This is a genomic window from Sulfuracidifex metallicus DSM 6482 = JCM 9184, from assembly GCA_032834875.1.
GTDB lineage: Archaea > Thermoproteota > Thermoprotei_A > Sulfolobales > Sulfolobaceae > Sulfuracidifex > Sulfuracidifex metallicus.
Genome location: CP135238.1, coordinates 1,258,055 through 1,281,291, shown reverse-complemented (window position 1 = coordinate 1,281,291; position 23,237 = coordinate 1,258,055). Strand labels below are relative to the sequence as shown.

23 protein-coding genes are annotated in these 23,237 nt (G+C 39.4%); 13 read left to right on the top strand and 10 right to left on the bottom strand.

What is annotated here, in order from left to right:
- The first annotated feature begins 182 nt into the window (after positions 1-182).
- Positions 183-365, top strand: a complete 183-nt coding sequence (locus tag RQ359_RS07095; protein ID WP_054838783.1) for a hypothetical protein — start codon at positions 183-185, stop codon at positions 363-365.
- Here the strand turns inward: RQ359_RS07095 and RQ359_RS07090 are convergent.
- On the bottom strand, positions 362-742 hold the full coding sequence (locus RQ359_RS07090) for a Rid family detoxifying hydrolase (RefSeq protein ID WP_156017157.1): 381 nt from the start codon (positions 740-742) through the stop codon (positions 362-364). The genes RQ359_RS07095 and RQ359_RS07090 overlap by 4 nt on opposite strands.
- Positions 743-1,415: 673 nt before the next feature.
- On the opposite strand from RQ359_RS07090, the gene RQ359_RS07085 reads away from it, so the two are divergent.
- The 8 genes from RQ359_RS07085 (at position 1,416) to RQ359_RS07050 (ending at position 11,970) form a co-directional block, all read left to right on the top strand.
- The gene (locus tag RQ359_RS07085; protein ID WP_054838782.1) at positions 1,416-2,639 is read left to right on the top strand and encodes a YeeE/YedE thiosulfate transporter family protein; all 1,224 of its coding nucleotides are present in this window, start codon (positions 1,416-1,418) and stop codon (positions 2,637-2,639) included.
- A 6-nt stretch (positions 2,640-2,645) separates the two neighbouring features.
- The gene (locus tag RQ359_RS07080; RefSeq protein WP_240900150.1) at positions 2,646-2,879 is read left to right on the top strand and encodes a hypothetical protein; all 234 of its coding nucleotides are present in this window, start codon (positions 2,646-2,648) and stop codon (positions 2,877-2,879) included.
- A 314-nt stretch (positions 2,880-3,193) separates the two neighbouring features.
- Entirely contained in the window at positions 3,194-4,780 is a 1,587-nt protein-coding gene (locus RQ359_RS07075; RefSeq protein ID WP_156017160.1) for a hypothetical protein, read from the top strand.
- A gap of 470 nt (positions 4,781-5,250) precedes the next feature.
- Positions 5,251-7,521, top strand: coding sequence for a hypothetical protein (locus tag RQ359_RS07070; protein ID WP_156017162.1), 2,271 nt, complete (start codon positions 5,251-5,253; stop codon positions 7,519-7,521).
- 135 nt (positions 7,522-7,656) lie between these two features.
- On the top strand, positions 7,657-8,550 hold the full coding sequence (locus RQ359_RS07065; RefSeq protein WP_054839265.1) for a DUF929 domain-containing protein: 894 nt from the start codon (positions 7,657-7,659) through the stop codon (positions 8,548-8,550).
- Positions 8,551-8,893: 343 nt separating this feature from the next.
- The gene (locus RQ359_RS07060) at positions 8,894-10,117 is read left to right on the top strand and encodes a glycosyltransferase (protein WP_162199590.1); all 1,224 of its coding nucleotides are present in this window, start codon (positions 8,894-8,896) and stop codon (positions 10,115-10,117) included.
- A gap of 280 nt (positions 10,118-10,397) precedes the next feature.
- On the top strand, positions 10,398-10,730 hold the full coding sequence (locus tag RQ359_RS07055; RefSeq protein WP_156017166.1) for a hypothetical protein: 333 nt from the start codon (positions 10,398-10,400) through the stop codon (positions 10,728-10,730).
- Between the two features lie 79 nt (positions 10,731-10,809).
- Positions 10,810-11,970, top strand: coding sequence for an MFS transporter (locus RQ359_RS07050; protein WP_156017168.1), 1,161 nt, complete (start codon positions 10,810-10,812; stop codon positions 11,968-11,970).
- Positions 11,971-12,069: 99 nt separating this feature from the next.
- On the opposite strand, the gene RQ359_RS07045 is transcribed toward RQ359_RS07050, so the two are convergent.
- Positions 12,070-12,678, bottom strand: coding sequence for a hypothetical protein (locus RQ359_RS07045; protein WP_156017170.1), 609 nt, complete (start codon positions 12,676-12,678; stop codon positions 12,070-12,072).
- Positions 12,679-12,847: 169 nt separating this feature from the next.
- On the opposite strand from RQ359_RS07045, the gene RQ359_RS07040 reads away from it, so the two are divergent.
- Positions 12,848-12,988: a hypothetical protein gene (locus tag RQ359_RS07040; protein ID WP_457921151.1), complete on the top strand. Its 141-nt coding sequence runs from the start codon at positions 12,848-12,850 to the stop codon at positions 12,986-12,988.
- A 189-nt stretch (positions 12,989-13,177) separates the two neighbouring features.
- On the opposite strand, the gene RQ359_RS07035 is transcribed toward RQ359_RS07040, so the two are convergent.
- On the bottom strand, positions 13,178-13,378 hold the full coding sequence (locus RQ359_RS07035; protein WP_054839269.1) for a hypothetical protein: 201 nt from the start codon (positions 13,376-13,378) through the stop codon (positions 13,178-13,180).
- Positions 13,379-13,466: 88 nt separating this feature from the next.
- Positions 13,467-13,649 (bottom strand): DUF1286 domain-containing protein, encoded by a 183-nt coding sequence (locus RQ359_RS07030; protein WP_457921150.1) that lies wholly within the window; start codon positions 13,647-13,649, stop codon positions 13,467-13,469.
- Between the two features lie 318 nt (positions 13,650-13,967).
- On the opposite strand from RQ359_RS07030, the gene RQ359_RS07025 reads away from it, so the two are divergent.
- Positions 13,968-14,315, top strand: a complete 348-nt coding sequence (locus tag RQ359_RS07025) for a DsrE family protein (protein WP_156017176.1) — start codon at positions 13,968-13,970, stop codon at positions 14,313-14,315.
- A gap of 207 nt (positions 14,316-14,522) precedes the next feature.
- Here the strand turns inward: RQ359_RS07025 and RQ359_RS07020 are convergent, their stop codons facing one another.
- Together RQ359_RS07020 and RQ359_RS07015 are read right to left on the bottom strand one after the other, a co-directional pair.
- Positions 14,523-15,359 (bottom strand): tetratricopeptide repeat protein, encoded by an 837-nt coding sequence (locus RQ359_RS07020; RefSeq protein WP_457921149.1) that lies wholly within the window; start codon positions 15,357-15,359, stop codon positions 14,523-14,525.
- A 136-nt stretch (positions 15,360-15,495) separates the two neighbouring features.
- The gene (locus RQ359_RS07015) at positions 15,496-15,804 is read right to left on the bottom strand and encodes a Rieske (2Fe-2S) protein (protein WP_083477054.1); all 309 of its coding nucleotides are present in this window, start codon (positions 15,802-15,804) and stop codon (positions 15,496-15,498) included.
- A 148-nt stretch (positions 15,805-15,952) separates the two neighbouring features.
- Here RQ359_RS07015 and agl3 point away from each other — a divergent pair, with 148 nt between their 5' ends.
- Positions 15,953-17,116, top strand: a complete 1,164-nt coding sequence (agl3, locus tag RQ359_RS07010; RefSeq protein ID WP_457921148.1) for a UDP-sulfoquinovose synthase — start codon at positions 15,953-15,955, stop codon at positions 17,114-17,116.
- 298 nt (positions 17,117-17,414) lie between these two features.
- Positions 17,415-17,996: a zinc ribbon domain-containing protein gene (locus RQ359_RS07005; protein ID WP_457921147.1), complete on the top strand. Its 582-nt coding sequence runs from the start codon at positions 17,415-17,417 to the stop codon at positions 17,994-17,996.
- A gap of 273 nt (positions 17,997-18,269) precedes the next feature.
- On the opposite strand, the gene RQ359_RS07000 is transcribed toward RQ359_RS07005, so the two are convergent.
- The 4 genes from RQ359_RS07000 to RQ359_RS06985 form a co-directional block, all read right to left on the bottom strand.
- The gene (locus RQ359_RS07000) at positions 18,270-19,844 is read right to left on the bottom strand and encodes a serine protease (protein WP_156017190.1); all 1,575 of its coding nucleotides are present in this window, start codon (positions 19,842-19,844) and stop codon (positions 18,270-18,272) included.
- A 484-nt stretch (positions 19,845-20,328) separates the two neighbouring features.
- The gene (locus RQ359_RS06995; RefSeq protein ID WP_156017192.1) at positions 20,329-21,321 is read right to left on the bottom strand and encodes a hypothetical protein; all 993 of its coding nucleotides are present in this window, start codon (positions 21,319-21,321) and stop codon (positions 20,329-20,331) included.
- Positions 21,302-22,933, bottom strand: a complete 1,632-nt coding sequence (locus RQ359_RS06990; protein ID WP_206338989.1) for a DOMON domain-containing protein — start codon at positions 22,931-22,933, stop codon at positions 21,302-21,304. Before RQ359_RS06990 ends, RQ359_RS06995 begins: the two co-directional genes overlap by 20 nt.
- Positions 22,926-23,189, bottom strand: coding sequence for a hypothetical protein (locus tag RQ359_RS06985; RefSeq protein ID WP_054839241.1), 264 nt, complete (start codon positions 23,187-23,189; stop codon positions 22,926-22,928). The genes RQ359_RS06990 and RQ359_RS06985 overlap by 8 nt, the downstream gene beginning before the upstream one ends.
- Positions 23,190-23,237: the final 48 nt, after the last annotated feature.

The following is a 23,237-nucleotide window of genomic DNA, read 5'->3' as shown; positions in this document are numbered from 1 at the left end:
ACCTCAATTTCTCACGATTTCCATGCTTACATGTTGAACCTTTTTCATCTTAGGATCGCCTTATATGGAATCCTTTCGAAAACTTTCCATCCAGATGTGGATTCTCCTCTTGCTCTTGTAGGGGAATGAGTAGAAAGGTTTAAAAATGATTGAGTAATATTACTTAGTTTAAGTGATCGAGAATGGCAGAGTACAGAAAGATCTTCGAAGGTACTGCATATAGTATAATAGAGGATGAAAAAGCTAGTCTAGTCCTGTTAGAGGGTAAGCCAATAGCAGGGTCCTGTATAGTTCATGGAAACCACGACCTATATGATATGTCGTGCCCATATCTAGAAGGACTAATAAAAAAGGTTTTTTCCTAAGCCTTTTGAGCTATAACTCCTATTTCTATGAGGGCTCCTTTAGGAAGACCCTTAACTTCTACTGTAATCCTAGCTGGAGGTTTTTCCTCTGGAGGGAAATACTTTGAGTAAACTTCGTTGAACTCTGAGAACTTTCCCATATCCGTGATGTAAACTAAGGACATGACAACGTCTGACATCATGTATCCAGCCTCTTCTAGGATAGCCTTAACGTTCTTAAGTGACTGTTCAGTCTGTTCCTTTATGTTAGACGGCATTTTTCCCTCCTGATCTATGGGAAGCTGGCCAGAGACGTACAGGGAATCCCCTACTTTGACGGCTTGAGAATACGGACCTATAGGCTTAGGAGCCTTTTCTGTATAAATGATTTCTTTCATACATGGAAAGAGAAAAGGTGAAATTTAAGCTCGATATACGCGAGTTTGAAATATGTATGATTTTTTCATTTTCGTCCAAGGTTAAAGTGCTACTATTTTTAGACTTCCTCTTCTAAACTGCTTTCATCTTTTTTCGCCAGAGACCCCGTCCGTAAGGGCGGTGTAGTTTACTTATCTAAAAGGGGTTAAGGGGACGGAGGGTCTCACTCATGAGTAGGCAAATAGTTCCCTCATATCTAAGGATTAAAATACAAATTTAAAGATCGTATATTAATGACATTCACCAACGTGAGTAAGCTTCAGTGAGATGCCTCGGTTAAAGCGATGTTCTATCAAGTAACCTCTTCCTGATCCTAGACTTAGTGTGGATCAACCTTTCAGGAAGCACCGTGGGTTAGAACTACCCTTAGTGTATATGGAGCTCATCCTCTACCGTTGGACAAGATGGAGTAACGAAGCAGGAATTCCTGTCCGTAATGGCATGATAATTCGCTCCTGAAAAATTTGAAAGCATGCTCTTTAGGTCGAGAAAGATACTTACCTCGTCATTTTAAAACATCAATTGTAAGTTTTCTGAACTAAAGATCACAGTGTTAGTGAACTTGATTTCAAATTTAATAAAAAAAGAATTTACTCTACGAAGAGGAGAGTGAATCTTTAGGTGAAAAGAAAAATGATAACATTTACCGCACCCATGTGGGTCGGTCTCCTCATAGGTTTCGTGATAGGAGGAGCTGCTGAAGCTTGGGGAATCTCAAACCCTGAAACTTTAATCAGACTAGCGAAATGGGAGGATAGGCTATTCCTTGACTGCATACTCATTGGTTTCGCTGTGGCTACCCCTGTTATCTTCGGCTTATACGCAGCTGGAGTGGGATTCCATTGGTCCCCTAAGCCACTCTACATCATAGGCGTGGGTCTAGGAGGTATTCTCTTCGGTGCAGGACTTGCAATCTCGGGTTACTTCCCAGGTTCAATATGGATGGCATTAGGAGAGGGAAGAAGGGACGCGATATACGCTATAGTCGGTGCAATTCTAGGTGCAGCAACTTGGACAGTCATATATCAGACTCCTGTAGGTAGCTGGTTAGTTAACACCTTGAACTTCGGGAGCTTAGTACTGGGAGGAAAGAAAGTGTCACCTTACGTTATACAGCCTTTAGACGGATTAACTAAATTTGACATGTTCATTATCTCCCTAATTTACGCAGCTGTGCTCTTCACCATAGCCTATTACATGCCAAGATACAAGGGAGGTTTCAGGTCGTGCATAAGAGCAAACGTTGAGAAGAGGATGTCTCCTATTGAGGTACAGAAACACATTGATACCGCAGTATACTTAACCGATGGTGGTTTGCCATACGGAGAGGGAACAATAGCTAAGAAGGTAAACGAATACTACGCAACGGAGGACAACGTAACTAGGTGGTTCATGATATCCGTGGCTGGACTAGTAGGGCTTACCGTAGTGCTGGAAATGTTCTTGCATCAAATATTCGGAGAGTCCACAACAATGTCTTGGATAGCAGGTCAGTTGTTCCTGCCTGACTTCAAATATAGCCAGATAGTGTTTAAGGGTATAGGCTGGGAACCTTTCAGCGACATAGGAACATTAATGGGAGCGTTCTTCGCGTCGGTGTTCATAACTAGGAGGTTCACCTCCTTCAGGAACGTGATACCTCCCAGCTGGGTGGCTAGGTTCGGAAATAATCAAGCCGTGAGATTCATGGGTTCATTCGGAGGAGCTTACTTAATGCTTTTAGGAGCTAGGATGGCTGGCGGTTGCGCCTCAGGACACATACTGAGTGGAGGAATTCAAATGGCACTTAGCGGATGGGAGTTTGCCTTTGCAGTGTTTGCTTCTATGTTGCTCACAGCACGTTTGCTTTACAGGTGACGAGGAATGGCAGTAACTCAGGATCGATTAGAGAAAATGGACGTGGCCTTTAAGATAATATTCGTTGTAGCTTTCCTGATACAACTCATCTTAGCTGCATGGGTAACTGACGATTCTGCTACTAGTCCGCTAACCGGCTCACAAGTGGCAATCGTGGGTACGATAACAATTATCTTGCTTATAGTAGCAACTACGATATATAGTCAATTCCCAGAGTCTAGATTAGGAAAGCCTAAATGAATCCTAATTTTCTTTTTGTTTGTCTATTTATCTGTTTTCTATGATTTTATCCCTCTTTCATAATTTTTCTCTAATATAACATAATTATATTAGTTTTCTGATTCTAGTAAGCAGTGTATCAATCTATCTGTTCTTACTTTACATTGTTTTTACACTTAGCATTGGAGTTTAAGGGCAGAAAGCCTAGCTTTTCTAAGGAAGAAATCAGATTAAAATCAAATAGTTTCCATTCCTATAACATGAAGTTGAATAGTAATTAATTAGTTCTGTATAAATAATGAAAAGGGTTTTTACCTTCCACCGTATCTATTATCATGGAAACACAAGTAAAAGAGGGAGTTATATTCTCCCTTTCATTTCAGGAAGCCCTAGATAGGGCTACCTCACTAATTTCTGGCTATAAGGCTAAGCCTCTTCTCATAGGAAGTTTAGCCACCCTCTCACCACTTTTCTCCTGCAAGGTTACTTTGGAATATGACTTCCCAAATGATAAGAGAAAGAGAACGCTCACAGCTACGATATTCGTTGATCCGAACGGTAATGAAGTGAAAGTGAAAGGAGACATTCAGTATAGCGTGCCATTCCAAGTTGAAATGGTTGAAGGCAAACCACCTTCAGATGAGGCTATCCTTCAGGTTGCTAAAAAGGAACTACCTTCAACAGCTGAAGTCATTAACTCAAGAATTGATGAAGTCAAAAAAGTATGGTATACGTCTTCCTTTACCTTCACCTTCTCTTTAGGACTTACTAATGCACACGTGAAAGTAGGAAATACTACGCAAGTAACGATAGATCCAATTAAGAGAGAGGCGATAGTAGACCTACTCAAAAAGGAGTTCGGTGTAGAGGGAGGAAACGTGGAAATCAAGGAAAGGGAGGAGGGATACACCTTAACTTACTTAGACGAGAATTGGAACGGGTTCATGGAGCTTAACAAGGTAGGAGTAGTTCTATCAAAGGAGTTAAAGATAACTCAGAAACATGCAGTTTCCTTAGTTGAGCAAAAAGTTAACGGGAAGGCACTTCTCGTTACTGGAGAGTTCAGAGTTTACGCAGAAGATGATACTACCCTTTATAGATGCGACGTTGACCCTCACACTGGAGACGTATCATGTAAAAGGGTCGGAATACCCTCAGGAAAGGTGAAAGAGAACTCAGAGACGTATTTCATTAACAACATGTTTTCACGTCCTACCACTCTAGATGTATCGTTCACAGAGGAGGGATGGATAGTAAAGATATCTGGAGAAACTGGGGTTGCAGAGTACTTAGTTAAACACGACGGAAGTTCCATTAAGGTAAAGTTCCTCAGGGTAAACGAAAAGTTCGGAGAGATGTGGGGTAAAAAGGAGTTTCCTGGATGTGAGGTCAAATCCTCTATTAAGGAAAATTCCATAGAAGTTAATGCCAGCGATGGAAACTTTAACCACAGGGTTATCCTAAGCTTAGAAGGAAAGGTAAAAGAGAAGGAACATTCTATCACAGATTCCTATGCATTGAGGTTAGCGTACAATACCATGGGATTGTCATCGGGTTGTAGGGAAGAGTTAAAGAGATGGAAAGGATATATATTAGTAGATCTTTCGTGCAACGGAAAACATCACATCGCTAAACTGGAAAACGACGGTAAAGTTAAGGAGACACTTGATGTAGTTGATATAACAAGTCTACTTGGATCACTGAAGTTAGGCAATGTAGTATCAGCGGGTTATAAAGACAAGAATATAGTAGTAAAGGTAGAAGAAGAAAAGCACTACAGATACATAAAATTCAACATGCAAGGAGAAAAGTTAAAGGAAGAAATATGCGACAGAGGATTTCTATCCAAGATAAAATGCGTAAAACAGGACTTAGAATATAGACCATCTACACAAGATCCAACTGAATTAATCATGTCATAACTTGACTTCTATCTTCATTTGTCTTATATTTACCGTTACTTATAATTAAGACCGGCTTCCTTCTTATCAAGCAAAGCAACGTAAGGTTCATTATCAGATGGTAAAATATAAGATAGATGAGATAATAATTAGAGCTTAATCTGCATTATCTATTTTAACCTTCCTTTGAAGTGTAAAAGGGATTACAACATAACTTATCCCTCATTTATTTTGACCTCGCTAACTTCCTTCATGTCCCATTAGAGTAAGGCTTTAAGCAATTTTATAAAACAATAGGTACATGTAATTATACTGATATTTAATATGTAACTTTTTAGACGAGATAAATATTAATAATAGATATCAGTACTTTTTACTGTGGATAAAGTATAAATTTAAAGGTTTCATATTAGGGTACAATAACTTACTTATTTTGAGTAGAAGGAAAATTTGGGAAAATACTTTTTATATCTATCAATCCCTTCAACTCAATGGATACAAAGATAGCAGGACTTGCAATAGTCGCAGTAATTCTCCTAATAATAGCGGCAGTGGGTTTTTTGGAGTATTCCTCCGTTCAATCTAATTACTCCTCACTGTCCAGTTCCTATTCTTCGCTTAGCCAAAATCAATCATCTCTAAGTAACGCTCTAGCCCAAGCGTCCGCAAACGAATCTTACTATATGAAACTTGCTCAGAACAACTATTCTCAGTACCAGAGCCTTAAGTCAATGTTACAAGCAATGCAACAGAATTATTCATCTCTAGAGTCTAAATATAACGCTTTGATGCAATTATATGCTTCTGAACAAGGTGGAAAATCTCCATTAGCACCAGTATTCGAATTCCTTGATGGAATTGCAATCGAGTCTCCATCTGATGTAACTCCATTCCTAGCTCCTAACTTTACAGCAACTATTGAAGGTACTCCATTCCCCGGTACGTATAGCTTTAGTACGTTCAATTCTACCTGGTTATCCAGTTTCTTCTCCAACTATGAGACAGTGTATTTCTATACAACGTCTCTACCAACAGTAACTAAGATGGGATCAGTTTACTATGTGACAGCGGTAACCCAATACTTTGTTGCCCCAACATCAGACCCAGTTTATTTACAAGTATTTAATGCATCAACTACATTCACTGTACAGAATGTAAACGGAGCTCTTGAGATAACGTCATTAAAGTGGAACGGTAATCAGCTGTCTCCTTCGGCAGTAATAGCTGGATATCCATCACAGCATCAAATAGAAGCTAACCAAGTAGCTGCAACGGTATTATCTCAGATAAACGGATTTGGAGCAGAATTCCCTGGCAATGTAGTAGCACAAGGTTTTGCTCCAAATGCAACATTACAGATTAATGGACAACTCCCTCTAGGCCTTAAGAACGGAACTTATACCGGTATATCTCAAATAGAGAAATTCGTCAATGCATGGGATAGCTACTTCATTTTCGTAGTTGAATACTCGCAGAACTTACTAGCTAATGGAACTGCAGTACCACCTTTCATAAACGTTAATCTCTCTCCAAATGGAACTATGGCCACTTTCTATGCAAATGTAACGCCATTCATAGGATTTGTTAATAAAGGAGAACCAACATATCCTGCAATTTATGATCTTCACGCCTCCATAAAGGCAACACTAATGTACAACTCTACAGCGTCAATGTGGCAGATAACAGATGAGACATGGAACGTTACTCCTGTAAGTTTACAGAGCGATACAATTTACTACAATCTGAACGTACCAACATTTAACATTATAAAAGAATCCACAGTTACTGTTAATGCGTCGCAAGGCGCCGTTGTTCAAGCTGGAAACATAGTAACCGTAATAAAACCAGGAACATTCGCTGAATTACCAAATGGATCTCTAGCGTCAGTATACAATTTCTCTCTAGTAATAATGAGCACAACTGCAGTCTACTCTCCACCAGGAACAAACTTAACGCCTACCTACGCCTTCGCGTTTGAAATTAACGGTCATATATCTCCAGCATACTCACTCGTAAATGCAAGTAAAGCAATGTCTCCAGCAATAACTTTCGTATACGCTCCCGATACTTGGACCACATGGACATGGTTCGGAGGACATCTTAATGGATCAACATATATAGGCGGTGCATATAAATTCCCAGATCATTGGATATATGGACAGAATGTTATGGTAAATATACAATTCTTCAAACCTGTAATATGGATATTTGAGAGTGCAGGAACTCCAGTAGCTACGCCACCTACACCAGTAAACATGGCTGTCAGCCCAGTGTTTAATTTAACTCCAATAAATGCGTATACATATACAGTAAATGGCACGGTTGGTGGAGTGATAAATGCAGGAAATATAATGGTCGTTATACCTCCAGGCACATATGTTAACACAACTACGGGTCAATTAAAAGAATATAACTTCTCAGTAGTATACTACTCCGTTCAGGGTCTAAAGGAACCAGTAAGCGGACAAGTACCTTTCATAGCATTTGCCTACGCAATCAATGGAGTTGTAAGCTTCAAGTATTCTGCAACTAATCACTTCATAACATTCATAAGTACTCCAAGTATGGGAGCTCAAATGTGGACATTAGGTCAGTCAGGCTATATATTCCATGATCCAATAGTCTTAGGCAACGGAATAATGATAAATCTGACGTTCTTTAAGCCAGTGCCTTGGGTAATAACACTGCCAGAAATGAACATGTCTACTTCAACGAGTAGTAGCTCTTCTGGAGGATCTGGCGGATACGGAGGATATTATTAATTTTTTTTTAAAAAAATTTTAAAAGTTTTTTTATGATAAAAAGATTATCTTTGTTTTTATTAATAAACATTTATATATTAGCTTTTATATCTAAGTAACGAATAACTTTTAAAATAAAGTATATTATCAATTTATATGAACAAGCTAGTTATAGCTGGGGCTTTATTAATTATGATTGTAGTAATTATGGTAGCAATAATACCAAGTTACATTCCTCATAACAGCAAACAGACATCATCTATTTCCAGCTCTACATATACAGAACCGGCTGGAGTTCTAGCTCAACCAGAATATAACGTAAGCCAAATACCATTTGGAAAGTTCATTAAGGTAAGCAATCAAGATTTGGCACCACCAGGGAAAGTAGAGGTAATTGAACAGTCTTGGATTGGATGCCCAGTAGGTGCGGTTGCATCTTGGGCTATATATGGAGCATTAGAAAAATGGGGAACCTTCATCTATTATAATCATACTTCAGATCCACTTGATACTGTGGCTCAAAATATACCAGGACTTATATTTGAGAACTTCAAACCTAATTCTACAGTAGAATTTCATGTTGTATATGTTTATAATGAGTATCTAAATGGAAGCGCTGTTCTCGACAATGGTACTTTCTTATCCGGATATCCAATATCGGAGAATCAATTAGTACCACAAGGAGAGAAGATACTTAACCAAAGCCTAAAAGAAACTTTGAACCAAACCGACTGGTACAATATTTCAAGTCTGTTTATAAAATACGAGACACAAGTGAAGGTTGAAGGGTATAATAATAGTTCTGCTTATATTGTAAAACCTCCTCATCTAAACTTTGGAATCATAATAACTGGACCTAACGGTACTTGGGTTGATGCTACTCCTTTAATTAGTCCTACATATCTAAGAGGAATGACAGTAAACGAAGTTTGGAGCCAATTAGATCATAACGGAGGTAATCTAACTGCGATAGTGAGCGCTGCCAATTATATAGAATTAGTTATAAATGAGGCTTCAGGCACAGGAGCACCCGTAGTTAGTTGCTTTTAACATAAACTCTTTTTTTATGAACCTTTTCTTTTGTTTTAACAAGGTAAATAATAGATATTAAATTATCATCTGATTTTTAAATTGCTTTATTCTTTATGAATTCATTAATTATAAAATTTTTAAGAGAACTATTAAAAATAATCCTAAAATGTTGTAATGGCGACCTAAAGGCTAGATTAAGTTCATGACAAAAAGAACGACAAGCCTCGCCCTTTAGGGCGGGGAGGAGGTCAGAATCTTTTTAACTTTGCAGAAAATCCTTTCTCTATAGGTAGCGGAGTTGTCTATTGAATATATATATGATATGGATGAGGTTTTTTCACTTCTCTCTATTACCTATTTCTTGATATTATTCCTGTTTGCACGCTCTCCCGTGAAACAGCCTCAAGTAAACCGCTACTCCTCTAAGGATGTAACTGTGGTGATCCCAGTTTACAGAGAAGATGAAGGTCTATTCCTTGACACAGTTAAGTCGGTAGCATCTCAGGGAGTTAGATTCGTGGTAATAGGAGATGGCTGCTCTTCCCCTTACAAGGAAATTACTTCTGTCTTCGGAGGAGAGTTCCTTGAGATACCTCACTCAGGAAAGAGAAGAGCTTTAGCCGAAGGAATAAAAAGAGTTAGAACTTCTCTTGTTTTGCTCTTAGACAGTGATACACTAGTGGAGCAGGGAGGAATTGAAAATCTTGCCAGTAAATTCGATGACTCTATTGGAGGAATAACTCCGCTAGTAGAAGAATTAACAACGTCTAATTCGTCGGTATACTTAATTTCAAAGGTATTGAGCTTCTTCAGAAAGCTGAATAACAGAGTCCTTTCGAAGAATGGAGGTATAATGGTTCTAAATGGGCAGTGTTCGCTCTTCAAAACAGATGTAATTCTGCCATTCATAACATCACAGGAATTCCTGAGAACAAAGGAAGGTTTCATAGGGGATGATAGGGAAATTACTATCTTTCTCAAAGAAAAAGGATACAAGGTTGTTCAAGACGAAGACGTTAGAGTATTTACTTCACCGCCTCGTGACTTTAATTCATTATTGAAGCAGATGACCAGATGGTTCAGAGCTGGATACTATTATTACGTTCAGGAATTAAAGAGAAAAGTTACACCTAATCCCATATACTATTATGTGTTAAGCTATTGGTACTTATTGCCCATTCTTTTGACTATCGAGTATATGTATACTGGCTTTGATTTAGGGTATCACTTAATAAGAACCACGGAACATATTCTTGAAAGGCAGGGTAATCTTGGATTACCTATCTTGTCAGATTTATTGGCCTTCAGACGGGCTTTAGTTATATTTTCTGTAAGACTAATTAAAATGGCAAAAACAGAAGTTACTTCCTTCGATATTTTCTTGAAGTTAGCCTACTCCATTGTAGACTTCATATTCCTCGGTGTATTAATATCCTCCATGAAGACCAGAATCAGGGATTCAATATATGTGCTTTCAGCGTTCCCCGTGATGTTCATGTCATCCCTGACAGCGTTACTATCGGTATTATTAAGTACTCTAATTAGCTCAATTAGGAGAATAGTGAGGGGGGGAATGGATACATAAACACCCTTAAATAAGATAAAACTCTATTAGGGACTAAACTTTCCTTATTTTTATAACTAAAATGTTTTAATGGAATATAGGATAAGGGGAGCTAAAGATACACAGATTAAATATTTCTTATCCAAAGTAGCGAAAACCAAAAAAGCTCTATCTCTGGGAGTAAGGTATACTTAAGGATAGAATTATTTAACTTAACTTAATAGAGAATAGCTCTCATAAAATTCAGACATGGAAGAGAACGCAATATATATAAATACGTCTGTTTCGGATTTTTCTCAATATGAACATATGTAAGATTAGGGACATATATGTGGTTGGAATACCACACGTTATCAAGGGTTACCTACAAAACGTGGTGGTAGTATACAAGAAAGGAGAGAGTTGGATAGTTCAAATCGCGGAACATTATAGGACTAATGACAAAGATCTATCAACGTTGTTGAAAGAGCTCATGTTCGCAACTACTGAGGAAGACTTTGAAGAAGGGGTAGAAAGAGCCATAACCAAAGGCATTAAGGTTGAGAGGATAGAGGAAAATAAAAATAAATGGAATTTACCATTCCCTAAGAACTTGGTTGAAGGTAAAGTAAAGTTACAAAAAGAGGTGGATTAACATATGGAGAAACTAAATTCAATAGTGACGCATGTCATAAGAAAGTTTAAATTATTTATACAGTATATACCCACTCGGAATGTTATCGAAAAAACAGCTAGCCTTAATTTCAGTCGGAACGTCGTTGTCCTTTTGGGATATATTTAATGTACCTTACATCGTGGATTATTCAGCCCAACAGTTCAACGTTCCTACTTCTTCAACTATCGCTAACCTCCCCCTTACAACTGAAATGTTAGGCTACTTCTTCGGTGGTGCTACTAACGGAATTATATCTACATTATTGGGAAGGAAGAAGGGATTGGTGTTCACCATGTTGATGATAGCAATCGGTTCTCTTGTTGGTTTTCTCTCTCAGAATTTCCTTGAGTTGGCAATTGCAGAGCTTCTCATAGGGTTCGGAATAGAGGGCGAAATTGCCGTAATTCCTGCTTACGTTAGCGAGATGACGTCGGCTTCATTCAGAGGTAGAGCAGTAGGTTTAGTTAATTTGGGGGGTTTCCTTATGACCTTGGTTGTAGGACCAATTGCCGTGTTCTTGGGTGAGGAATACTGGAGGTTGCTTTTCGTGGCTGGTCTATCTCTCTCACTGTTCTCTGTAATGTTCAGGCTCACCCTTCCCGAGAGTCAGCGTTGGGAGACGAGCAGGGGAGAGAAGGTAAGAATAAACAAAGAAATAATTCTACTTACCTTGGTGTGGTTCTTTAGTTACTTCGCAGGTTATTCCCTATTTTCAGGGAGTATTTTCTCAATTATTCAGAATAAGGGATTCGCTGACGCTCCATTATATTTCACCTACATTCTTTACGGGGATCCACTGGGAGTAACCTTGTCCTCTCTACTTAATGACAAAATTGAAAGAAAGTGGTCTTCTTCCCTTAGTAACGTTTTGAGCGGCGTGGCGATCATAGGTTGGGCAATACTCTCGGGTTTACCTTTTCTAATTGTGGCTTTCATATCCATGTTCTTCCAGGGGTTCAAGTTCCCCACAATGTATGCTTACACTGCGGAGAACTTGAACAACAGAGTAAGGAGCTTGGGAATGGGCATAGCAGACGGAATAGGTCATTTGGGAGGCGTTGTTGGACCTCTAGTTGTATCTTTGGCTTACGGATATTCACCGCTTTACGCTATTTTTACCATGGGGATTGCGTCCATGATATCAGGAATAATGTTGTTGAAAGGAAGAAAGGTTAACAACATAGAGCTAGAACAGATAGCCCAGGAAATAAAGGAATAACGAGAAAGAGAGTAAATGCAAGACACAATGTTATGATGTGTTTTTTAGTTGAGAGATTGTCCATTCATCTACCTATTTCCCTTTCTTTTATGCTCTTCATCAAGGAGATACGTAGAAATAAACGAACATCGGTTGAGACACTGGAGTGAAAACTTCTATAGTGTAATGATGCCCGCCAATAAGAGGGTAGAATTTCCATTCCTTAGAATGTATATAATATCCATGTATCCACAAATTTAATGAGGCATTTAACACCTTAGTGATTCCGTCATTCAACGTTACCTTCATCGTACTGCTGTTAGGTAACAGTTCCTCCTTTACTACTTTCGGTAATACAGGACAAAAAACTGGTGGATAAATGGAAAGCTGAGTTGCATTAGAGACGTTGTTGTAACTATATATCCCTTGATAAATGACTATACCTATTGGAACAGTGTTAACGCAAGGCTCTTGTCCAGGTACATCTGAGACGTTTATATCGATTTTATAGTTTGTAGGATTTACAATTCTCACCTCTATGTGTTCGTCTTGTCCTTCTATGATGGAACGATTAGCGTGGACTATAACGTAAGTTCTTGAATTCTGGGAATTGTTTTCGTTATTGTTTGTCTTGAAATTTTCCAAGCTAATTCCATGCGCTAAGAAATAAAGGAAGGAAACCGAAGCTATTATCACGGCAACTACGAGGATGAAAGCTCTCTTTTTCATGTTTTCTGCCTTTTTCCAAAAATATTAATAACCTTTTTCATAAGTCCATTATAAAATATAAATAATTGAAGGTTAGTTTAAGGCTTAATAACTTTGCTAGAATGGAAAAGAGATATGTATAAAAAAAGGAATGAGATATTAATGCATGAAATCATAGGTGAATATTTTCGTGCATGTCTCCTTCCACTCCGTTCCAGCCGTTAACTACCATGCCCTTAAGGACAAGACTTCCTGCTTCAAACCTTCCCTTGCTAACGGTATAGGGCTGAGCCCCACAGTGATGGTCGTTCCAGCACAGAACACTACCTGATTAGTTGGGTGTCCACGAAGGGACTTCAGATGTAGCTGAGACGTACCACATAGACTCTCCGTTCCAAGGCATATCGGCGACAGTTAACTCCGTCGGTAACTGTAATTGATAGAATATTGTAGACCTCGATATTTAAATATAAAAAGACTATTCACCCCTTCATGAGGGTCTTCCGCCCCTCAACCTCCATCAAGATAAAGCTTCACCTTGGCCTAAGCTCACTTCCAAGCCGTTTATCAAGAAGAACATGTTTATGATCGAGTTGACCTCTTCCCTGTTCTTACCTGAAATAGTCCACGTTATCCCTTCCGGGGTGAAGCTTACCTTCACGAACTTGAACCCCTTGTCGGAGTCTCCCCATAGCCTCGACGGTAGCGGAAACCCCCACATCGTACTTGAGCATGTACACCACCTTGTTCCCTTACCCCCAGGAGGATAGTTTTTTCTTTAGCTAGAGGATTATTATATCTGAAGTGAGCTAATGCATATCTCCTCCACTTCCCTTTCCTTTTTTCACGTATACCCCTGCCTCAGTGAACATATCTAAGAACATGTGGGAAGGACCAACCAAGACTGAAGCCACAGCCAACCACCACAAGTAGTACCCTAAAAAGTATCCCAACAGCAGAAAAGGTATTGAAGGTAGTAATCCCCATACCACCGGGTAGTTCACTTTGCATCTATAATTATACGTCTCTGTTTTCTCATTTTTGTTGCCTTATTTTTCTATAATGTTCTTGCTATTCAAGAGAGGAGCGAAGATCTTCGCTCCTCTCTTTTTCCCCTTTTTCACTTATTCGGTGGAGAGATCTTAAACGTGATTTTTACATTATTATTTTTTATAAGAAGTGTACAGAAAAGTCGTCCCGAAAAGACAACGAAAAGAAAATAATTATAATATATCGATTTTACGTTTAAGAGATTATCTAATTTGGACGTTTATATTTAAGCTTTAGATTGTAGAATCCTTATATAAATCATGGCAAAAAACATCCTTATTATGATAAACTCAGGAAAGGATCAGAAGCCTAAGATTTTAACTGGCTTAAATTTAGCAGTTGTTGGAAAGCAGAAGCACCTATTTGATGATATTAAAGTCATATTCTTCGGACCAAGCGAACAAATGATTGCAGATGGAGATCCTGAAGTTATGGACATGATCAAGAAGTTATCTGAAATGGGAGACAAGCCAATGGCGTGCCAAGTAGTATCTGACAGTATGAAGATAACAGATAAACTGAAGGCAGTTCAAACATTAAACGTAACTATGATAGGACCTGTACTTGCGGACCTTGTATCCAAAGGCTATGAAGTACTGAATTTCTAAAACATTAACTTAATCTTTTTCAAAAATAAGATAGCATGGTATATATACGTTGGGCATATATTCTATATACAGATATATATAGTATAAATTTCTTTTTTAGCCTTCTCTTTTTTCTTATAAAAACAAAATATTGTATATAAAGATATAAACATATTTCTTTTGTATGTATTAATTTGAAACAAGTAAAGGAATAAACGACTTATTTCCTTAGACGGATCTGGTTAACTCTTTAACTATCTCGTCTATTAGAAATCTAATTCCCTTACTCTTCACGTTTTCCTTCACAACCGTAGGATCCTTCCATTCCCTTCCCTTCTCAAGTTCTTCCGAAGCCCTTTGGTCGCCGTGAAGAAATAGTATGGAGCCGTAAACTGTATGCAAAAGAGGAGAGTAAGGATCTATCGACACGGCTCTCTCACTCTCCTTTATGGCTCCTTCTAAGTCTCCTTTTAATGCCTTCGATATGGAATTCCCTATTAACCAAGGAATGAAGTTAGGTGAACCTACCCTTTCTTCTTCCCTACCGTTTATCACAATATCCAGAAAGTTGGCTATCAACGACGCTCTTTCATCGTTAGCTTGCTTCAGAGTTGAGATAGACTCTTGGATCTTTCCCTTTCTCACCAGAAAGAATGCCTTCTTTAAATACCCATTAAGAGAAGGTTTAGCCATGATGGATCTTTCCACCAGATCCTCAGCTTCCTCAACGTTTCCCATGATTTCCATGATGTCTGATTCCTCCAACATAATTTCTGGATCCTCAATTTTCTTTAACGCAGATATCGCTTCCGTCCCTTTACCCATCTTTAGGTAGGTCATGGCAATCTCGTGGTATAACCTTTTCACGTTTTCCATTCCCATCTTTTCGGCTTCATTGAAAGAGTTAAGAGCTTCGTTCAGTTCACCTCTTTCCCTTTGACATATACCCTTTAGCAAGAGTAACTCTGGTGATTTCTCTCCTTTCTCTAGTTCTCTCTCTATCAAGGAAAGAGCCGTGTCATATTTACCGTAGTATATCAAGTCCTCTAAATACGCTAAATCCATGACTTTCACAATATACTGTGTTATTCTATATTCTTAAAATGTAGATATAAATTACGGAAGGGAATTTTCCCTAAAGCCTAAAGTTGAAAATTATTCCGTAAACTTCCCTTTCCTTATTTTCTCTTTCTAATTTCTTTTACTTTCTATGTGGAAGAGATACTGGGAATGGATCTATCTCGAAGGTTGGTTCACCTTCCAAATTTACCCTTATCAACTTACACCCTTCACATGGGGTCTTAGACTGCGGTGGCTTCAACATGTCTCCAGTAATGAGACTGAAAACTGCTCCGTGGAAAGGACATATCACTGTATCGCCAACTATCTCAGCTTCGTCTAATGGCCTTCTCTTGTGAGGACACCCAGAGTACCAAGCGTAAATCTTATCGTTCTTTTCTAAAGTTATCACGGAAAATCCTTTCACCTTGATTACTTTAGGATGAGACAAGTTAATCTCAAGTTAACTGAATATGCAACTATATAAAAATTAGTTAGTTAATAGGATGAAAAATACGTGTTCGTACAAACGATAATTTTTCGGAAATTGTTGAAAAAGGTACCCTTTCATTTTTAAGGTACATAACTGATTAAACCACATGAGAGTTATTGTATTCGGAGCAGATGGATATCTGGGTTGGCCCCTTTCTCTTAGGCTGGCCTCGAGAGGACATGAAGTTTTAATGGTAGATAACCTTTTCACGAGAAGGGCAGTCACGGAGGTAGGATCGGATTCAGCCTTTCCCCTTCCTGAACCTTATAAAAGGGTTGAAAACGCAAAGAAGGAGGCAGGAGTGGAACTTAAGTTCCAAATGGGGGACGTGAAGGATTACGAATTCGTGGAGCAAACCATAAGGGATTTCAAACCAGATGCCGTGGTTGACTTCGCTGAACAGAGATCAGCGCCTTACTCAATGATAGACGTTTATCATTCAGTATACACTGTTGAAAACAACGTGAGGGGAACAATAAACCTGATCTATGCAATTTCCAAGGTAAATCCTGACATTCATTTCCTGAAGATGGGTACAATGGGAGAATATGGTACTCCTTCATATCCAATCCTGGAATCTCCAGAAGTGGAGGTAGAGATAGGTGGAAAGAAAGACGTTATATCCTTCCCCAAGAAGGGAGGAAGCTATTACCATTGGAGCAAGGTGTTTGACACGTACCTGCTTCTCTGGTCCTTGAAGGATCTAGGTAAGTTGAACAGAGTGACCGATATAATGCAAGGACCAGTTTACGGAACAAGAACTGAGGAGATAAAGAGCGAGGGAGTGAGAACCAGGTTCGACTTTGACGAGGTATGGGGAACAGTTGTAAACAGATTCTGCGTGGAAGCCGTGTTAGGAATGCCTCTTACGCCTTACGGAAAAGGAGAGCAGAAGAGAGGGTTCCTTTCGTTAGAGGATAGCATGAGGGCACTCACGGCATTGCTGGAGAATCCTCCAAATGGGTATAGAGTTGTAAATCAAATACATGAAGTTTATTCGGTAAACCAAATAGCTGAGATGGTAAAGAAAGCGGGCCAGTCGTTGGGATTGAACGTGGAAGTTCAACATGTGAAGAATCCCAGAGTAGAAGCTGAAGTTCACGAATATGATGTTGAAAGCAAGGTTCTTCCACAGTTAGGTGCTACCCCTGTTAAGAGGATGGATGAGGAGGTGAAGCTCATTATCGAGGACTTAATACCTTATAAGTCAAGGTTAGAGAAGTTTAGGAATTCTATAATGCCAAGAACTGACTGGAAGAAGGGAAGATAAGACGCGTATATACATGTACAATGTCATAGTATTAGAGTATGTAGTAACATATATGCGTAAATATGCATGTAGGTACATATAATATCCTTCCATGCTTTCTAGAGCTAGAGAAAAGATGGAAAATTTTGAACGTTATGGTGGAACTAAGAGAAAATAAGAAAAAAGAAATCATAGAACTTAATAGTATAGATAGAAGGTATTTTTATAAAGTGTAAAATTAGATCAAAAAATGAAAGTAAAGTTAGGGTTAGACGAAAAAGGAGAAAACCATAAAGCCTAGAGGTCCATGTAAATAACAATGGATAAAACCTTTCAGGGCGTAAACGTAAACCTGCCTCTTCTGGCTCAATCCATTGATTTTTACCTTCAAGGTAAAGGTTATCATACACAAAATTTTGTGAGCGGAAACTCAGCCGTGGTGCAAGCCAAAAAGACGGGTCTATTGAGGACAATTTTCGGCGCAAATAGAGCCTTTACAGTTAGAATGACTGGTGGTCAAGGATATCTAGACGTGAATATAGGATTGGCAGATTGGATTGTAGGTACTTCAGTTGCCGAGGACGTGATTACTTACTTAGTTCTAACTCCACTAGCTGTCGTAGAAGGTGTTGAAGAGCTTTGGAATCTTGAAATAGAAAGACAAGTTATGAGTGAAATAGAGAGGTTAATAGGCACAGGTCAAGTTACCATGCAGGGATATCCTAACCAGCCCTATCAACAAAACCCATATCAACAGCCTTACCAATATAACAATCCTTATAACAACCCGTATCAACAACCCAATCAGGGATACACATATCAGAGGAACTGTCCTTCATGCTCATCCCCTCTACCTCCTAATGCTAGGTTCTGTCCTTCCTGCGGTTACAAGTTATATTAAAACAAGCAAAACGCTTTTCTTCTTTTTCCCTTTCTTTTCATCCATTTCTGTTGATTTTTAGTTAGAGTTTAGAGTGAAAAATTCTTTTTATATGTTCACCATTTCCACCCTTTAAATAAAAGTTCTAAATCCGAAGAGGCTCAATTTCGCTTAGTGTAAAAAGAACGAGAATAGAAGAGTAAACTAATTCTCTCTCACGGATGGGGGGGGGAGGTCCCTGGCGAAAAAAGACTAAAAACTTTATACAAAATAAATCTATAGTACCTTTCCTCGTTAAACTGAGTTATACCACGTTAACTCCTCCGTGTTCTCACTCATCCTTATGAAAGGCATGGCATGATATAACGCGTATGTGCTGTTTCCAGCATTCATAAAAATGTAAGCAACTAACGATGGACCGTCATAGTATGCAGCTTGGTCCTCCAACAGAGGTACCTCGTTCTCCATGTACTTCTGTATTGAAGTCTCAACCAAGTTCTTAGAAGTGGAGTTGAGCTGCTTTAGGAAATACTCGCTGAAATTCATAGCCAACTTTGCATAATAGTTGGCGAAGAATCCATAATCATACACCAGATTAGGGTTCTTCATTACATTAGTTAACAGCGTCACATTACCGTACTGAGAGCCAGTTACTGCATCGTAGTATTCAGCTGCGTACATATCTACCAAGAAACCGTTATATACTCCTTGGTATAAGCCGTAGCTTGTTATAGTAGGTCCTGCACTTATTGATTCACTTAAGCCAGCCCAGGCCAAGGAATCAATTTTGTCGGTCATATTTCCGTGGTATAAATACTCTGCCTCTGCTGCTGTTTCAATTGCCCATAAGTTTCCGCTCTCCTGAGCCTTTAGTGCAGCCTGATCTATGGGGAGCGAAGTTCCATTGTAAACAGCCTCAATTGCGAGTGTCATTGGATTGTCGGGCAAGTAGAATTGATAATACTGTCCTTCATTGGCTAACTTCTGTGCTTCGCTGAAGTAAGAAGAAGCCTTCTCCTTAGCCGTGGAGTTAGCGTGAGAATAAAGGGATTTATAAACCTCCAGCATGTAGTTGTAACCTGAGCTAAGGTTAGCTTGGAAATCTATGTATCCATGAGGGTTAGGTAATCCTTGAGACGTTTCTATTTGATAAATTTGGGGGATATCACATACCGTGTATAAGGTCTCGTTGTGAGCCTTAGCGTATTCCTGAGCCATCTGATAGTTCTGTCCCTCCGCTAAAGCCATCATCTTAGGCACTACCAAGTAATATATTCCTCCTTGGTTTAGCTGCACAATTCTCTGATAAACTACTCCAGTGGAGTACATGTAACCTTCCAGACCTACGTCACCAAGGAAATACATAGACTTGTTCAAGTAAGATTCCTGCCCTAACATGGAAGCTAGGAACATAACGGTTGCTGAGTCAGTTTTTACTGCACCTCCTACGTTTATTGTTGAAGGGGCCGTGATATATAGATAATAGTCATATGATGAGAGCGGCTGTCCTGCGAACATAGAAGCTACCACTGCTGCACCCTTAGCTCCAGCCAAATATCCGTTTCCTGAGTTATACAGACTTCCTATGAAAACTCTCCCGTTACCTAACGTCACATAACCGTACTGAGATGCTATTGTATGTGCAGGAAAGACAGGATTAATCAGATAATCCTCGCTATTTCCTACACTTGCGGGTGGATCTCCAGCGTATACTTCTACCGTAGACGAGGTGGAAGTCTCAGTTACAGCTGTTACATCACTAGTGGACATTACTGCAGAGCTTTTTTGACCTATAAGAAAACCGCCTACGGCACCTACAACTACAAGTGCTACCAAGATAATTAATAAAATACTTTTTTTAATTTCCATAGCAAAATAAGGAAATAGTCATTTCTTAAACTTTTTCCCATATCACAACAATAAGTGAAAATGGATTGCAAGCCTTATAAACCATGAAGAAAAGGAATTTAGACAATATAAGCTACTATATAAGTCAAGTTAAGATAGTCTCTCTTACTTTATCTTAGTGTGGTTTAAGGGAGTGGAAGATTCTATCTATAAGGGGATAGATATACCTCTTTATATTCAAATATTAGAATCTATAATATTCTATTAATAACGGTTAATGATAGAACTAGTGTTACAGAGACACCTTGGAAGGGTAGGAGAAACATGCCTCTGATCTATTTGATGTAATATATGTGACATTATGACAATTCACTCGGCACTCTGAGTGGAGTGACCTTCAGTGCAGAGCTTCACTCTCTTTACGCAATGTGAAGTCATGAAGCAGGAAGCCTTATCCGTTAGGGTAAGGTAGTTCATAAATAAAAAAGAGAGAAGGGAGAGCTAATCATTGAGCTGAGACATTCCTTTCCATTTTATTCTCAATTTTTTCTCTTTGATGGTTAGAGATCAAGAACATCAGAAGGCATGCCATTAAAGGAGCCAGCATGTACGTAGTTAGTGGTACTGAATCAAATATCACTGTTCCGGCTAAAATCGACAGTGCACCGAAACTTAGAGCTTTATCGCTTTTTCTAAGACCTAACGCTACACCTAGAGTTATGAAGGCTATCAAGAAGATGATTGGAGGCATCCAATCCCTTATACCTAAAATGCCAAAAATATACGGGAATGCTACTCCTATTGCGAAACCCCATCCAGGAATTACATTCAGCAATGTAGCTATGGCAACGAATGCACCTACCGAACCTAGGATAGAAACTGTCTTAAATGAAGTTCTCTTCAATTCAAGAGCTGTGAAAGCTATTCCAACTAACATGACGGAATATGCAATTAGATATCCACTGTATGCTGATATTATGCTCGCCATGTCATTTCCCATTCCCTGCGATAGCCAATCAAACCATAAAAAGGAGAATGCAAGTAGGTCTGGAATCAAGAGAACGTAAAAGGCTCTCCTTCCGCTTAGGTGAACTATATAAAGCGATGATGCAACTATCAGCAACACGTAAGCCATTGAGAACTGGTATGGAAGATTGAGGGCAGTGCTGTTTATTCCTATGTATGCATGTAGTAAATCCGCTCCAAGCGTAGACAGCAAGACAGAAGCTAAAAGGGCTCTAACCCATCCCTTAGTTACGTATATGCCCCAACCTAAAAGTATAGGTTGAAGGAACAACAAGAGAGCGTAAGAAGACCCCCCAACAATGTACATGAACCTCAGGGCTGGCTCTATAGTGTTTATTGAAATGCCTGCCAGCCCGAAGGGTAAAACTGAAACTAGAAACTCCCTATTGAAAAAGAGCTCAAGAAACTCTGCTATTAGATAAACAATTAAAAAAGAGGAAATTAAATTAAAATCAAATCTTCGTTTTTCCATGTCCTGACACCTTCAAGAATGTCTTCAGGAAAGGTAAAGCTACGAGTCTAAGTAACGGGTACTTTAGAGTTTTCATTGAGAGTGGAACCATCGGTGCTATCAGGAGACCCATGAGCATTGGTAGCATTGCCACATAAGAGGAGGAAGAGGCTGGCTCTATGTACAAGTTGTACCAGAACGATATGGACTTAAAGTCAACAGATTCTCCAGCTCCTCCTTGGAATACAGCAAATGCAACGTGGTAAGTCTTGCCAGGAGATAGTTGAACTTGATAGTGGGATTCTCCTTGACCTCCTGATACACCCACGGTAGAGAACGTCCTCACGAACTCAGCGTACCAGTAAGTTCCAGTTTGAGTTTGACGATAAGTTATGCCAGTAGCTACCACGGATGGATTCCAGAGCTTAGATGCGTTGTACATGCCGTTCATTAGATCCCAAGTGTTATACTGTGGAGTGTTGAGAGCGGGGAAGCCTATAAAAGGTACACCGCCTATGTAGTATATTGAAGATCCGTTAACGTACGCATCAGCTATTATCCCCTGATCCTTGAGATAACCTAAGTTTAGTGGGTCATTATACGCTGCATAGTGGGCATAAGGTGGTGTGGAGTTCCTGCTGAACAGAGTTGGTCCTGGATAGCCGAAGTCTTGGGTGTTATTAGCCCTAGGATTATCGTTTAATACCCATAGCTCGTCTTGACCTGCAGATATTGCTCCAGAAGTACCAGGCATCATGTGTGGGGTATAGGCAATCTGATACCAATCGCTGGGAGCTCCTCCCAAGGACCATAATATGGCGAACCTTTCGGGGTACATGAAGGATGAGTTATAGAAAAGTGTAACGTATTTAGCAGTATCCTCAGGATAGAACTCATTATATGCATTCTGTCCCCAAGTTGTGTCGTTGAGACCCATCTTCACGAACTGAGATATACTAGTAATCATGTGACCGCTGTAGTTGAGGTCTAGGGAAGTTATCACTATTGGATTGCCTCCGTTCAACGGATGTCCTCCAGGACCAGTAGCGCCTAGAATTTCTCCCACTAGTTTACCGCTCTGGTTTACTGCGATAATCTGTATTGGATTAGCAAGAGCCTCGCCCGGTGGATATTGTATTTGGTCTTTAACGGGTATACAATTGACAGACGCTACGCTCTCGTTGGACTGCTTATACGATACGTTGACTACCCACCAACCTGCATGTTCTACTGAGAAAGGTTGCCATAATTTGCCCGTAGTTGTAGTCTCAGGACAAGCCATCCAGGAGATATATCCATGATTTCTAGCCTTCATTAATATCATAATATAGGGGACGTTGTCCACATATGTCCACGCTGCCTTCACGTAGACGAAGTGGGTATGTCCTGAAATTCCTCCTGGTACTGGCACCGTTGGTACTAGAGGTACACTAGTCCATGGAATAGTGCTCCAGAAGGACTCAGATCCAGGGTTTCCCAGATCGGGAGATGCGTTGGGAACATAGTAAGCTGTTACCGTACTTGTAGCTTGAGCCGCAGAATTAAGTACGAAATCAGCACCGTATGAAGCGAGCAGAATAGCGATCACAACTATAGCTCCAACTACGAGGAGTTTAGTGTACCCATTAGCCATTTACACCACCACTTTTGTTTTCAGTTCTTTGTAATTCTACTAAAGAGATCAAACCGCCTGCTCCGAAAAGCAGTATAGCAAGTCCAAAGAAATTGATAAAATAGTTGGGAGTTGAATTCCCAGTTATCTCAATCATTCCGTTAACATCGAATTGCTCTCTAGGATACACAAATGTTGTTGTTCCGAAGATAAAAAGGATTAAACCGACTATTACAAGGAGTATAGATATATATTTTAAACTATCTTTTCCATTCATTCAAACCACCTCAAACTGTTCCATTAACTACGTGAGGATCCCATTCCC

Bases quoted from the DNA above. Each gene is read 5' to 3' on its own strand.
- RQ359_RS07095 (WP_054838783.1), top strand. From the start codon at position 183: ATGGCAGAGTACAGAAAGATCTTCGAAGGTACTGCATATAGTATAATA.
- RQ359_RS07090 (WP_156017157.1), bottom strand. From the start codon at position 742: ATGAAAGAAATCATTTATACAGAAAAGGCTCCTAAGCCTATAGGTCCG.
- RQ359_RS07085 (WP_054838782.1), top strand. From the start codon at position 1,416: ATGATAACATTTACCGCACCCATGTGGGTCGGTCTCCTCATAGGTTTC.
- RQ359_RS07080 (WP_240900150.1), top strand. From the start codon at position 2,646: ATGGCAGTAACTCAGGATCGATTAGAGAAAATGGACGTGGCCTTTAAG.
- RQ359_RS07075 (WP_156017160.1), top strand. From the start codon at position 3,194: ATGGAAACACAAGTAAAAGAGGGAGTTATATTCTCCCTTTCATTTCAG.
- RQ359_RS07070 (WP_156017162.1), top strand. From the start codon at position 5,251: ATGGATACAAAGATAGCAGGACTTGCAATAGTCGCAGTAATTCTCCTA.
- RQ359_RS07065 (WP_054839265.1), top strand. From the start codon at position 7,657: ATGAACAAGCTAGTTATAGCTGGGGCTTTATTAATTATGATTGTAGTA.
- RQ359_RS07055 (WP_156017166.1), top strand. From the start codon at position 10,398: ATGAACATATGTAAGATTAGGGACATATATGTGGTTGGAATACCACAC.
- RQ359_RS07050 (WP_156017168.1), top strand. From the start codon at position 10,810: ATGTTATCGAAAAAACAGCTAGCCTTAATTTCAGTCGGAACGTCGTTG.
- RQ359_RS07045 (WP_156017170.1), bottom strand. From the start codon at position 12,678: ATGAAAAAGAGAGCTTTCATCCTCGTAGTTGCCGTGATAATAGCTTCG.
- RQ359_RS07035 (WP_054839269.1), bottom strand. From the start codon at position 13,378: ATGTGGGGGTTTCCGCTACCGTCGAGGCTATGGGGAGACTCCGACAAG.
- RQ359_RS07025 (WP_156017176.1), top strand. From the start codon at position 13,968: ATGGCAAAAAACATCCTTATTATGATAAACTCAGGAAAGGATCAGAAG.
- RQ359_RS07020 (WP_457921149.1), bottom strand. From the start codon at position 15,359: ATGGATTTAGCGTATTTAGAGGACTTGATATACTACGGTAAATATGAC.
- agl3 (WP_457921148.1), top strand. From the start codon at position 15,953: ATGAGAGTTATTGTATTCGGAGCAGATGGATATCTGGGTTGGCCCCTT.
- RQ359_RS07005 (WP_457921147.1), top strand. From the start codon at position 17,415: ATGGATAAAACCTTTCAGGGCGTAAACGTAAACCTGCCTCTTCTGGCT.
- RQ359_RS07000 (WP_156017190.1), bottom strand. From the start codon at position 19,844: ATGGAAATTAAAAAAAGTATTTTATTAATTATCTTGGTAGCACTTGTA.
- RQ359_RS06995 (WP_156017192.1), bottom strand. From the start codon at position 21,321: ATGGAAAAACGAAGATTTGATTTTAATTTAATTTCCTCTTTTTTAATT.
- RQ359_RS06990 (WP_206338989.1), bottom strand. From the start codon at position 22,933: ATGGCTAATGGGTACACTAAACTCCTCGTAGTTGGAGCTATAGTTGTG.
- RQ359_RS06985 (WP_054839241.1), bottom strand. From the start codon at position 23,189: ATGAATGGAAAAGATAGTTTAAAATATATATCTATACTCCTTGTAATA.